This is a genomic window from Paraplanobispora siamensis, assembly GCF_016863175.1.
Classification (GTDB): domain Bacteria; phylum Actinomycetota; class Actinomycetes; order Streptosporangiales; family Streptosporangiaceae; genus Planobispora; species Planobispora siamensis.
The window spans coordinates 17720-29938 of the sequence record NZ_BOOJ01000012.1 but is presented as its reverse complement, the minus strand read 5'-3'; the positions used below and the strand labels follow the sequence as shown (position 1 = coordinate 29938).

Below are 12219 nucleotides of genomic sequence, written 5' to 3'. Positions count from 1 at the left end.
TCCCCCGTCGGCGTGTGGACGCCCTCCAAGCACTCGGAAAAGAGCACGGGAAGTCCTGCGGCAGACGGGCCGGCACGGGCTCGGTCTCCTATGCTTCCGCTCATCTGGGGTCTCGCGCCGTAGGAGATCCTCCGCCGGTTCCGCGTGGGCGGGAGCACCGTAGGGGTGCGACGCAGCCGACCATGTCAGCGCTGAGAAGGTCGATAGCTGGACTCTGGGCGACGAACCGTGAGGATGGCTGTGGGTCACCGACCACCCCACCACTAAATGAGCGTCCATCACACCATCATGCTAGCGACCATCTCACCGTGATCACAGCGACTATTTCACCATCTCTGACATGATGAGCGCATGGTCACCACACCCCTGGGGCACCTGGTCCGACGTCACGCGGAGCAGGCCGTCACAGACGCTTTAACCGATACCCGCGTCGTCCTGGTCAACGGCGCCCGGCAGTCGGGCAAAAGCACTCTGGTCCGGCAGCTCGCCAAGGCTGGAGACACCGAGTGGCGTGATCTCGATGACCCGTTGACCCGGCAGGCGGCGCTGAGCGACCCCAGCGGATTCGTCGACTTTCCGGAGCGGATGGTCATCGACGAGATTCAGCGGGCCCCCGAACTGTTGCTCGCCATCAAATCCCGGGTGGATGCCGACCCGAGGCCCGGCAGGTATCTACTCACCGGCTCCTCTCGCCTCCTCGCACTGCGTGGGCTACCCGACACCCTGCCAGGGCGGATGGAGACCATCGAACTCTGGCCGTTCGCACAGGGGGAGATCGACGGGCAGCCCGACGGGTTCATCGACGCAGTCTTCGCTCAGGGGCCCGAGCTACGGCACACCTCCCAGCTGACCCGAGCGGACTACGCCGAGCGCCTGGTACGCGGCGGTTACCCCGAGGCGGTCGCCCGCAGCAATGCCCGTCGCAGGCAACGATTCTTCGACTCCTACGTCGGCGACCTGATCAACCGCGATGTCATGCAGTTGTCGGAGATCGAGCGCACCGCGGAACTGCGCGCGTTGATCAAGCTGCTGGCGGCCAGGTCCGGCCAGTTGCTCGTCGTCCAGGCACTGAGCCGCGACCTCGGGTTGCCCGGCACCACGACGGCGAGGTTCCTGGCGCTTCTGGAAGAGGTCTTCCTGGTGAAGCGTGTTCCCGCCTGGTCGAAGAACATCAGCAACCGGGCCGTCCACACCCCCAAGATCACCTTCGTCGACTCGGGTGTGGCTGCGAACCTGCTCGGCGCCGACGCCCGGGGCCTGCTCCGGCCGGGTTCCGCGTTCGGCCCTCTGCTGGAAGGGTTCGTCCTCATGGAACTGGCCAGGCAGACGACCTGGTCAGACACCCTGGTCGAGCTCTACCACTACCGGACCAAGGACAAGGTGGAGGTCGACGCCATCCTGGAGACCCGCCAGGGCCAGGTGGTAGGCATCGAGGTCAAGGCCGCGTCCACCGTGCGGCCGGAGGACTTCAAAGGACTTCGTCACCTCGCCGAGCGCGTCGGCCCCGACTTCGTCGCCGGACTGGTCCTGCACACCGGCGCCCACACCTTCTCCTTCGGAGACCGCATGCTAGCCGCCCCCGTAAGCGCGCTCTGGGAGACACACCCGTAGCCGGAACTCGCCGAGACAGGTCTGCTGGAGCCCCGCTGAGAAAGCATGGCCGGTAGTCGCAGGCGGCGAGTCGGCTGTCATCCGACAAGAGATCATCCGTACCCGCTCCAAACGCGACGGCTCCCACCCCTCCACCAAGGTCGGCTGATGTCATGTTGATGACACGACGCCCCGTTTCCTCGATCGGAAACGGGGCGTTTTCGCTGGTGGGCGCTACCGGGTTCGAACCAGTGACATCTCGCTTGTAAGGCGAGCGCTCTACCGCTGAGCTAAGCGCCCGGGAGGTTCCTTACGGAACAGGCGGGACACAACCTTACGACACCATGGGGGTTGTCGGCACATCGAGCGTCCACGACGCGCCCGCGTCCCGGACTCCGGCGGCTCGCCAGCCGAGCAGGGAGGCGCCGAGCATGCCGGCGTCGACGCCCAGGACGGCGCGGCGCAGCGGGGGTGCGGAGCGGAAGGACAGGCGTTTGGCGAGGCGTTCGGCCAGGGGGGCGGACAGCAGGGGGCCCGCCTCGGCCAGGCCGCCGCCCAGGACGATCGCGGAGGGGTCGAGCAGGAGGGTGTAGGTGGCCAGGGCCAGGGACAGGGCCTCGACCGCCTCGTCCCACACCGCCGTGGCGACCGGGTCGCCGGCGGCGGTCAGGGCGGCGACCTCCTTCGCCGTGGCGGGGCGGTCCGCGCGGGCGGAGTAGCGGCGGCCGACGGCCGAGGCGGAGGCGTAGGTCTCCAGACAGCCCGTCTGCCCGCAGGCGCACGTCTCCCCGTCGGGGAAGACCGGGATGTGGCCGATCTCGCCGCTCCAGCCGGAGGTCCCGGCGTACGGCTCGCCCGTGATGATCATCGCGCCGGCGATGCCGGTGCCGATCGGCAGGAACAGGAAGTCGGACAGCTCCCGGCCTGCGCCGAGCACGCTCTCGCCCAGGCCGCCGGTGCGCACGTCGTGGCCGAGCAGGGCGGGCACGTCCAGAGGCACGAAGTCCGTCGCGGGCACGTCGCGCCAGCCGAGGTTGGCCGCGTAGAGGGCGGTGGCGGTGGCGTCGTCGACGAGCCCGGGGACGGCGATGCCGACGGCCGCGGGTCCGGTGCCGAAGATCGAGGAGCCCCGGTCGGCCAGGTCGCCGACGAAGGAGCGGATGGTGGCGACCACGGCGTCCGGGCCGCCCTCGCGGCCGGTGGGGCGGCGGTCGGTCGCGGCGACCTCACCCGAGCGCGTGACGACGCCGCCCTTCATCGAGGTGCCCCCGACGTCGACGGCCACCACATAGTCGCTCACGAGGTCCCCCTGACGTCGACGGCCACCGCATGACCGCTCACGAAGCATCTCCTGCGCCGGCAGCCATCACGTGGCCGTTCAAAAGCACCTCCGGCGCCGGCAACCCTCACACGGCCGTTCAAAAGCACCTCCGGCGCCGACAACCACCACACGGCCGCTCACGAAGCGCTGCCGGCACCGGCGACAGCGCCGTCCACCGCTCCACCGCGGCATCGACGGCCACCACGAATGCTCATCCAGCCCTCTTCACGATCAACGGCGCGCACCCCGGGCGAAGAGCAGCGCGGCATCGGCCGCATGCCCTGTTTGTGCCGACTTACCCTAACCCAGCCGGGCCGTCCGCAACATCGACCGTCCGGATCACGGACAAGACGGCCCACGGACAAGACGGCCCACGGACAAGACGGCCCACGGACAAGACGGCCCACGGACAGGACGCCTCAAGGACAGGACGGCTCAGGCGTGGGAGGTCAGCCGGCCGAGCACCCGGTCGAGGGCCGCGGCGACCTCGTCGGCCAGGCCGTCGGGTCGTGCGGGGCTCTCCGGGCGGCTGCCCGCGAGCCGTACCGCGCCGCACGAGCGGCATTCGACCTCGCCGAGCCGGCAGATGAGCGCGATGGAACCGCACGTGGTGCAGGTGTCGAGGTCGAGGTCGTGGGTGCGCTGGCAGTCCGGGCAGATGAGCACCTGGGTCTCCTGGCGCACCCCGCGCTTCCAGGGGCTGGCGCCGCGGACCGGGTCGGTCTGCCGGGCCCCGCACGAGAAGCAGGGCATGATCGCCTCCGATGGGTCGAGACCGGCGGTCCGCGGGTCGCGCGTCCGCCGGATCACGGCTTAGGAAAGTTCGGCGAGCACCTTGCGGTACTCGGCCATGTCGCGTGCCTCCGGGATCGGGCTCACGACACGCCAGCGGACCACGCCCTCGCCATCGATGACGAAGGTGCCCCGCATCGCGATGCCCCTGTCATCGTCGAACACACCGTACGCCCGCGCCACCTGTCCGTGCGGCCAGAAATCGGAGAGCATGGCGAAACCGTAGCCCTCCCGGTCGGCCCAGGCGCGCTGGACGAAGACGGAGTCGACGGAGACGGTGAGAACGCGGACGTCCTGCGGCAGGCCGCCGCCGGCGAGCTCGTCACGGATCGCGGACAGCTCGCCGTGACACACGTTGCTGAAGGCGAAGGGGTAGAAGACCAGCAGGACCTTCCGCCCCCGGAGGTCCGAGAGCCTGACCGGAGCGCCGTGCTGATCTCTCAGCTCGAAGTCCGGTGCCGGGGAGCCCACCTCGACCGCCATGTCGCTGGTCCTTTCACGCGGGTGACGGGCGGACACCGTCATCCTGCCGTACGGCTCGCGCGAGCCGTACGGCAGGGCGGACCGGACCTCGCCGGTCCTACCGGCGCGCCTTGGGCGTGGCCAGGCGCGTGCCCGACCAGTCGGGAGCGGCGCTGATGCTGCTGGTCTGCGACAGACCCGCAGTCGTGGCGTCCTCACCGATGTCGCTGGGCTCCACGTGGCCTTCGCGGCCCGCCTTGGGAGTGAGCAGCCAGATCTGGCCACCGTCGGTCAGGTTGGTCACCACGCTGCTCAGCGCGTCGAACAGATCGCCGTCCCCGTCACGCCACCACAGCAGCACGACGTCCACGACGTCGTCGTAGTCCTCGTCGACCAGTTCGTTACCGGTCAGCTCCTCGATGGAGTCGCGCAGATCGTCGTCGGCGTCCTCGTCCCATCCGACCTCCTGCACCACCTGACCCGGCTTGAGGCCGAGTCGTTCGGCCAGGCTGCGTTCGCCCTGCGCCTGACCCGCGGTCGCGCTCACGTTTATCCCTCCTGCTTCGACGGCCCCGCCTTTACACGGTGCTCACAGTGCTTCGGCACAGTCCACACGCTGTGACCCTCAGTCGTCAACGGTCGCCACGGCAACGACTGGGCTACGCATGAATTAGTCCGACAAAAATGACAGTCGCACCTGGCGTTCGCGATTGTCGACATTGAGATCCACCACGGCGATGGACTGCCAGGTGCCCAGCGCGAGACGCCCGGCGAGAACCGGGACGGTGGCGTACGGAGGAATGAGGGCGGGCATGACGTGCGACCGGCCGTGCCCCCGGGATCCGTGTGCGTGCTTCCATCGGTCGTCGGCCGGGAGCAGGTCCTTCAGCGCCGCGAGCAGGTCGTCGTCGCTGCCCGAGCCGAGCTCGATCAGCGCGATCCCCGCCGTCGCGTGCGGTACGAAGACGTGCAGCAGGCCGTCGCCTCCGCACGACCGGACGAAACTCTCGCACTCGAAGGTGATGTCGTGCACCCGCTCGTGGGAACCGGTCACCACCTCGATCGTCTGAGATCTCACATGTCAAATCCTACGATCCGTGCGACGCCGGGATGACGACGGCGTCCGGCCCGGGGAACACCAGGCCGGTGTGCCCGTCGTCGAACCGGACCAGATAGGGGGGTTCTCCCCCGCTTCCGCGCACCTCGACGATCTCGCCCCGCCGGTCTCCGTGGCCGGTCGTGTGACCGTGCACCACGATCTGGTCGCCCACTGCCGCGTGCATCCCTGGTGCCTCCCTCTGAACATGACGAGCTATGAACATGACGAGTTCGGGCATCTCCAGGTTCGTACGGCTGCGCCCTCCAGAAAAGAGGTGCCCCGATGTAACCTTTGATGTTGATTCGTCCTACCATCGGTGGTCTAGGCCACTGTTCTCCCCCTGCCAGCAGGGACATCCTGGTTACCGGTCAGTAGAGATGCACTTTCCGGAGTAAGCGACCAGGATGGAAGGTGACCTACACCAGACAAAAGTCCATTCTCGGAAGGCGAGACCCAGTGGCTTCCGGACGCCAGCGTTTCTCGATCATCAGCGACGGCCTACCCAGTCAGCTCCCTGATGTCGACCCCAGCGAGACCCAGGAGTGGCTTGAGTCGCTCGACAACGTCGTGAAGACGGAGGGTCGAACCCGGGCGCGGTACCTCATGCTCCGCCTGTTGGAGCGGGCCCGCGAGCACCAGGTCGGCGTGCCCGGCCTGCGCAGCACCGACTACATCAACACCATCCCCCCGGAGCGCGAGCCCTGGTTCCCCGGCGACGAGCACGTCGAGCGGCGGATCCGCGCCTACATCCGGTGGAACGCAGCGGTCATGGTGACCCGGGCCAACGCCCGCACCAACGTCGGCGGCCACATCGCCACCTACGCCTCCGCCGCGTCGCTCTACGAAGTGGGCTTCAACCACTTCTTCCGCGGCAAGGATCACGGCGAGTCGGGCGACCAGGTCTTCTTCCAGGGACACGCGGCGCCCGGCATCTACGCCCGCGCCTTCCTGGAGGGCCGGCTCAACGAGGCCCAGCTCGACGCCTTCCGCCAGGAGCTGTCGCACGGCTTCAAGGGCCTGCCGTCCTACCCGCACCCGCGCCTCATGCCGGACTTCTGGGAGTTCCCCACGGTCTCCATGGGCCTGGGCCCGATCGGCGCGATCTACCAGGCGCGGTTCAACCGCTACCTGCTCAACCGCCAGATCAAGGACACCAGCCGCAGCCACGTCTGGTGCTTCCTGGGCGACGGCGAGATGGACGAGCCGGAGTCGCTCGGCGCGATCGGCATCGCCGCCCGCGAGGAGCTCGACAACCTCACCTTCGTCATCAACTGCAACCTGCAGCGTCTCGACGGCCCCGTACGCGGCAACGGAAAGATCATCCAGGAGCTGGAGTCGTACTTCCGCGGCGCCGGCTGGAACGTCATCAAGGTGGTCTGGGGCCGCGACTGGGACCCGCTGCTGGCCGCCGACGTCGACGGCGTGCTCGTCAACCAGATGAACACCACCCCCGACGGCCAGTTCCAGACCTACTCCGTCGAGAGCGGCGAGTACATCCGCGAGCACTTCTTCGGCGGCGACCCGCGCCTGCGCAAGATGGTCGAGCACCTGACCGACGACGACATCCGCAAGCTGTCGCGCGGCGGCCACGACTACCGCAAGGTCTACGCGGCCTTCAAGGCGGCCCGCGAGCACGTCGGCCAGCCGACGGTCATCCTCGCCCAGACCATCAAGGGCTGGACGCTCGGCAAGGACTTCGAGGCGCGCAACGCCACACACCAGATGAAGAAGATGTCCAAGGCCGAGCTGAAGGAGTTCCGCGACCGGCTCTACCTGCCGATCCCGGACTCGGCGCTGGACGCCGACCTGCCGCCCTACTTCCACCCGGGCGAGAACGACCCCGAGATCGCCTACATGAAGGAGCGGCGCGCGGCCCTGGGCGGCGTCCTGCCCAAGCGGGTGAACCGGGCCAAGCCGATCGCGCTTCCGGGCGACTCCGCCTACGCGCAGCTGAAGAAGGGCTCCGGCAAGCAGAACGTCGCCACGACCATGGCGTTCGTCCGCCTGCTCAAGGACCTCATGCGCGACAAGGAGATCGGCCACCGCTTCGTGCCGATCATCCCGGACGAGGCGCGCACCTTCGGTCTCGACGCGATCTTCCCGACCGCGAAGATCTACTCGCCGCACGGCCAGACCTACGAGGCCGTGGACCGGGAGCTGCTGCTGTCCTACAAGGAGTCGACCGAGGGTCAGATCCTGCACGAGGGCATCAGCGAGGCGGGCTCGATGGCCTCGCTCGTCGCCGCCGGCACGTCGTACGCCACGCACGGCGAGCACATGATCCCGATCTACATCTTCTACTCGATGTTCGGCTGGCAGCGCACCGGCGACCAGATGTGGCAGCTGGGCGACCAGATGGGCCGCGGCTTCCTGCTCGGCGCCACCGCGGGCCGCACGACCCTGAACGGCGAGGGTCTGCAGCACGAGGACGGCCACACCCCGCTGATCGCCTCGACGAACCCGGCGGCGGTGTCCTACGACCCGTCGTGGGCCTTCGAGATCGGCCACATCGTCCGCGACGGCCTGCGCAGGATGTACGGCGAGCAGCCGGAGGACGTCTTCTACTACCTGACCGTCTACAACGAGCCCTACCTCCAGCCGGCCGAGCCCGCCGACCTGGACGTGGACGGTCTGCTGAAGGGCCTGTACCGCTTCGCCCCGGCGCCCGAGGGGGTCTCCGGGCCGAAGGCCAACATCCTGGTCTCCGGCGTGGCCGGCCCGTGGGCCGTGGAGGCCCAGCGGATGCTCGCCGAGGACTGGGGCGTGGCGGCCGAGGTCTGGTCGGCCACCTCCTGGACGGAGCTGCGCCGCGAGGCGCTGGCGGCCGAGGAGCACAACCTGCTCAACCCCGACGCCGAGCAGCGCGTGCCGTACGTGACCCGGGTGCTGTCGCAGGCCCAGGGCCCGTTCGTGGGCGTCAGCGACTACATGCGCGCGGTGCAGGACCAGATCGCCCAGTGGGTGCCGGGTGACTGGTCCTCGCTGGGCACCGACGGCTTCGGCCTGTCGGACACCCGCTCGGCGCTGCGCCGCCACTTCCACGTGGACGCGGCCTCGATCACCCTGGCCGTGCTCACCCAGCTCGTCCGCCGCGGCGAGCTGGACTCGGAGGTGCTGCGCGAGGCCATCTCCCGCTACCACCTCAAGAACGGCGTGACCGAGGCCGGTGGCGCCGAGAGCAACGACACCCAGTCGATGGGCTTCTGAATGTCGATGGGTCTGTGAGATTGAGCCGGGCGGGGCCTTCGATTCGAAGACCCCGCCCGGTTAGGGTTGAATCTCTTCCCCTGCGAGCGATGCGAGCGATTTCGAGGGGAGCACATCGTGCGAAGGATTCTGGCGGCCGTCACGGCGGCGGCCCTGTCGGCCGGACTGGCGGCCTGCAGCGGAGGCGGCGAGAGCGGTGACGCGGCCTCGGGCAGCCCCGCGCCGCAGACGCCCGAGGTGCAGGGCGCCGTCACCTGGGGGACGTGCACCGACATCAAATACCCCGACGGCCAGAGCCCGCCCGCGCAGGACAAGAACCTGCAGTGCGGCACGCTCGCCGTCCCGCTCGACTACACCGAGCCCGAGGGCAAGAAGATCGACATCGCTCTCGTGCGCGTCAAGGCCACCGGGCCGGGTGAGCGGATCGGTTCCCTGCTGTTCAACTTCGGCGGCCCCGGCGCCTCCGGCGTCGACACCCTGGCCCAGGCGGCCAAGGCGTTCGGCACCCTCAACACCCGCTACGACCTGGTCAGCTTCGACCCGCGCGGGGTGGAGCGCAGCTCCGGCGTCCGCTGCGGCGGCACCGACATGATGGACCGTTTCACCGCCATGGAGGGCCCGCCCTACGACGCCGCCGAGCGTGAGGAGTCCGAGAAGACGATCAAGGACTTCGCCCAGGCCTGCGAGACCACCTCCGGCGAGGTCCTGCCGTACATCGGCACCGTGAACGCCGCCCAGGACATGGACCGGATCCGCGCGGCGCTGGGCGACGAGAAGCTGTCCTACCTGGGCTTCTCGTACGGCACGCAGCTCGGCGCGGTCTACGCCACGAAGTTCCCGCAGAAGGTGGGGCGCATGGTGCTGGACGCCCCGCTGGACCCGAGCGCGTCCCTGCGGGAGACCGCGCTGATCCAGACGGCCGGCTTCCAGCAGGCCTACGAGTCCTTCCTGAAGGACTGCGTCAAGGACGCCGGCCAGTGCGAGACCGGGTCCGACCTGGCCACGGCGAACAAGAACGTCGAGAAGCTCCTCGACGACCTGGACGCCCAGCCCCTGCCGGTCGAGGGCCGGCAGCTCACCCAGGGGCTGGCCTCCACCGGCATCGCCGAGGCGCTCTACTCGGAGCAGACCTGGCCCTTCCTGGACCAGGCCCTGGGCATGGCGCTCCAGGGAGACGGACGAGGGCTTCTGCTGCTGGCCGACAGCTACACCCAGCGCTCCCCCGACGGCTCCTACTCGACCATCATGAGCAGCTTCCCCGCGATCAGCTGCGTGGACACCGCCGAGCGGCCCGACAAGGCGGAGCTGGCCCGCACCGAGTCGGAGGCGCTGAAGATCTCCCCGCTGTTCGGCAACGGCGGCATGGGGACCATCTGCTCGGCCTGGCCGGTCCCCGGCAGCGACGAGGCCAAGAAGATCGACGCCTCCGGCGCCGAGACCCCGATCGTGGTGGTCGGCTCCACCGGCGACCCCGCCACCCCCTACGAGTGGGCCCCCGAGCTGACCAAGCAGCTCAAGCAGGCCGTCCTGGTGACCCGCAAGGGCGAGGGCCACGGCTCCTACACCTCGGGCGACGCCTGCACCAAGAAGGCCGTGGACGCCTACCTCCTGGAAGGCCGGGTCCCCGAGAACGGAACCACCTGCCCCTCCTGACCTCACCTCGCGCGGTCCGAGGACCACGTGGCCTTCCTGGCCGTGTCCCGCACGGCTGAAGACACGCACCCCTCCTGACCTCACCCCGCGCGGCCTGAGGACCGCATGTCCTCCCGCGACCCCTCCCGGCGCCGGCACGGTGAGCCGCGGAGGGGAGCGGATCGGCGCCGATGGGCGGCGATCGGCCCGTTGAGGGCTTCCGATCGCCGTCTCAGCGGCAGCTCTCCGGCCGGGGCCGTTCGGTCTCGTAGCGGAAGTCCACGGTGGCGAAGTGGCGCGCGAGCCACTGCTTGACCACCCCGTCGCGGTACGCGTCGGCGACGATCTCATTGATCTTCTCGCAGGCGACCGGGTCGCCCAGCCGGAGTCCGATGCCGTACCGGTCGTCGGTGAGCTTCACCCCGGCGATCTTCAGGCCCTCGCGGCGGGCCCCGAACCCGGCGATCACCAGGTCGTCGCCGACCAGGGCGTCGGCGCTGCCGTCGGACACCTTCTCCGCGCATCGCGACATGTCGTCCTCTTCGACGGTCTCGAAGGCGATCCCCTTGTCCTTGAGCGCCACCGCGGCCGTCGAGCCCGCCGGCACGCAGACGACCTTGCCCCGCAGGTGCTCCGCCCTGGTGATCCCGGCGCCGGCGCGGACCAGGATGTCCCGGTGGGCCAGGTAGTACGGCCCCGCGAAGGCGACCTGGGTGGACCGCTGCCCGGTGATGGAGAAGGTGCTGATGACGAGGTCGACCCGCCGTCGCTCCAGCGCCGACGCACGCTCGGCCTGGCCGACGGGGACGAACGTCAGACCGTCCTCGGGCACGCCGAGTTCCTCGGCGATGCGCCTGGCCACATCGATCTCGAACCCTTCGAGCGGATCACCCTCGCGCGGGCTGTGCGCGACCCCCGGCAGGCCTTTTCGGTAGCCGACTCTCAGCTGCCCGGTCTTCCTGATCCTGTCGAGCAGGGCCGAGCCGGTGGAGGGCGTGGGGGTGGCGGTCGGGGAAGGGCTCGGCGCGGGGGTCGGCTTGACGTCGTCGCCGAACGTGGGGGCGAGCTGGACGAGCGCGACGGCCGCGGCCACGCCGGCGGCCGCGAGGCCGGTCAGCACCAGGGGGCGGCGCCGGGCGGACCGGGCGGGCATGTCCGTCCGGGTCAGGTCGACGGTGGCCGCCTGGACGCCCTCGGCCAGCACCTCGTCGGAGACCTCGGCGTCCTCGGCGGGGTGGCCCAGCAGCCGCCTGAGCACCTCGTCGGCGCTGGGCCTGCGCTTCTGGTCCTTGGCCAGGCAGGCGGCGACGATCGGGCGCAGGTCCTCGGGCAGGCCGCTCACGTCGGCCTCGTGGTTGACGACGCGGTTGAGCGTGGCCACGATCGTCTCCCTGCCGAAGGGGGACCGGCCGGTGGCGGTGAAGATCATCGTCGATCCCCAGGCGAACACGTCGGCGGCGAAGCCGACCCGCTCCCCGGCGATCTGCTCGGGCGCCATGTAGGCGGGGGTGCCGACCGCGCGGGTGGTGATGGTCCCGCTCTCGTCGATGATCTTCGAGATGCCGAAGTCGACGACCCGGGGGCCGTCTGCGGCCAGCAGCACGTTGTCCGGCTTGAAGTCGCGGTGCGCGATCCCGGCGTGGTGGATCGCGGCGAGCGCGGTGACCGTGCCGATGGCGAGCTTGGTCAGCGCCTCCCCCTCCAGCGGCCCGTCACGCTCGACGACCTGGCGCAGCGACGGCCCGTCGATCAGCTCACTGGCGATGTACGGCGTCTCGCCGTCGAGGTCGGCGTCGAGCACCCGGGCCGTGCAGAAGGCCTCCACCCGCCGGGCCGCGGCCAGCTCGCGCGCGAAGCGGGAGCGGGCGTGGGCCTCCCCGGTGAAGCGTACGTGCAGCAGCTTGACGGCGGCGCGCTCGCCCTCGTCGGACTCCCCCAGGTAGACGACTCCCTGACCACCCTCACCCAGCCTTCCCTTGAGTTCGAAGTTCCCCAGCCGCGGCGGATCCCCCGGCCGCAGCGGTGCGATATCCGGCATCGCCGCCCCCTCGTGCTACGGCGTTTTGCCAGAACATTACACATCTCCGGGCGCCGTCGCCTCCCCCGCCCGGGACCG

10 protein-coding genes and 1 tRNA gene are annotated in these 12219 nt (G+C 69.7%); 3 read left to right on the top strand and 8 right to left on the bottom strand.

Going from position 1 to position 12219, the window contains the following annotated elements:
* Positions 1-351 precede the first annotated feature (351 nt).
* Positions 352-1611: an ATP-binding protein gene (locus Psi01_RS05790; protein WP_204062890.1), complete on the top strand. Its 1260-nt coding sequence runs from the start codon at positions 352-354 to the stop codon at positions 1609-1611.
* A 204-nt stretch (positions 1612-1815) separates the two neighbouring features.
* On the opposite strand, the gene Psi01_RS05785 is transcribed toward Psi01_RS05790, so the two are convergent.
* The 7 genes from Psi01_RS05785 to Psi01_RS05755 all read right to left on the bottom strand — a co-directional run bounded on the left by Psi01_RS05785 (position 1816) and on the right by Psi01_RS05755 (position 5448).
* Positions 1816-1890, bottom strand: a tRNA-Val gene (locus Psi01_RS05785).
* A 34-nt stretch (positions 1891-1924) separates the two neighbouring features.
* A complete protein-coding gene (locus Psi01_RS05780) occupies positions 1925-2890 on the bottom strand; it encodes an ROK family protein (protein ID WP_204062889.1) in 966 nt (321 codons plus the stop codon).
* A 456-nt stretch (positions 2891-3346) separates the two neighbouring features.
* A complete protein-coding gene (locus Psi01_RS05775) occupies positions 3347-3664 on the bottom strand; it encodes a hypothetical protein (RefSeq protein ID WP_204062888.1) in 318 nt (105 codons plus the stop codon).
* A 60-nt stretch (positions 3665-3724) separates the two neighbouring features.
* A complete protein-coding gene (locus tag Psi01_RS05770) occupies positions 3725-4186 on the bottom strand; it encodes a peroxiredoxin (RefSeq protein WP_204062887.1) in 462 nt (153 codons plus the stop codon).
* Between the two features lie 97 nt (positions 4187-4283).
* The gene (locus Psi01_RS05765; protein WP_203874949.1) at positions 4284-4712 is read right to left on the bottom strand and encodes a DUF3052 domain-containing protein; all 429 of its coding nucleotides are present in this window, start codon (positions 4710-4712) and stop codon (positions 4284-4286) included.
* Positions 4713-4835: 123 nt separating this feature from the next.
* Positions 4836-5243 carry a secondary thiamine-phosphate synthase enzyme YjbQ gene (locus Psi01_RS05760; RefSeq protein WP_204062886.1) on the bottom strand — a complete coding sequence of 136 codons (408 nt, stop codon included), beginning with the start codon at positions 5241-5243 and terminating at the stop codon, positions 4836-4838.
* Positions 5244-5253: 10 nt separating this feature from the next.
* Positions 5254-5448 carry a DUF1918 domain-containing protein gene (locus Psi01_RS05755; RefSeq protein WP_204062885.1) on the bottom strand — a complete coding sequence of 65 codons (195 nt, stop codon included), beginning with the start codon at positions 5446-5448 and terminating at the stop codon, positions 5254-5256.
* A gap of 227 nt (positions 5449-5675) precedes the next feature.
* On the opposite strand from Psi01_RS05755, the gene aceE reads away from it, so the two are divergent.
* Both aceE and Psi01_RS05745 read left to right on the top strand, forming a co-directional pair.
* On the top strand, positions 5676-8471 hold the full coding sequence (gene aceE / locus Psi01_RS05750) for a pyruvate dehydrogenase (acetyl-transferring), homodimeric type (RefSeq protein WP_507763453.1): 2796 nt from the start codon (positions 5676-5678) through the stop codon (positions 8469-8471).
* A gap of 117 nt (positions 8472-8588) precedes the next feature.
* The gene (locus Psi01_RS05745; RefSeq protein WP_204062884.1) at positions 8589-10124 is read left to right on the top strand and encodes an alpha/beta hydrolase; all 1536 of its coding nucleotides are present in this window, start codon (positions 8589-8591) and stop codon (positions 10122-10124) included.
* A gap of 211 nt (positions 10125-10335) precedes the next feature.
* Here Psi01_RS05745 and Psi01_RS05740 read toward each other — a convergent pair whose 3' ends face one another.
* The gene (locus tag Psi01_RS05740; RefSeq protein ID WP_204062883.1) at positions 10336-12141 is read right to left on the bottom strand and encodes a serine/threonine-protein kinase; all 1806 of its coding nucleotides are present in this window, start codon (positions 12139-12141) and stop codon (positions 10336-10338) included.
* Between the last annotated feature and the right edge of the window lie 78 nt (positions 12142-12219).

Excerpts from the sequence above, each read along its gene's own strand:
- Psi01_RS05790 (WP_204062890.1), top strand. The coding sequence starts at position 352 with ATGGTCACCACACCCCTGGGGCACCTGGTCCGACGTCACGCGGAGCAG.
- Psi01_RS05775 (WP_204062888.1), bottom strand. The coding sequence starts at position 3,664 with ATGCCCTGCTTCTCGTGCGGGGCCCGGCAGACCGACCCGGTCCGCGGC.
- Psi01_RS05770 (WP_204062887.1), bottom strand. The coding sequence starts at position 4,186 with ATGGCGGTCGAGGTGGGCTCCCCGGCACCGGACTTCGAGCTGAGAGAT.
- Psi01_RS05755 (WP_204062885.1), bottom strand. The coding sequence starts at position 5,448 with ATGCACGCGGCAGTGGGCGACCAGATCGTGGTGCACGGTCACACGACC.
- Psi01_RS05740 (WP_204062883.1), bottom strand. The coding sequence starts at position 12,141 with ATGCCGGATATCGCACCGCTGCGGCCGGGGGATCCGCCGCGGCTGGGG.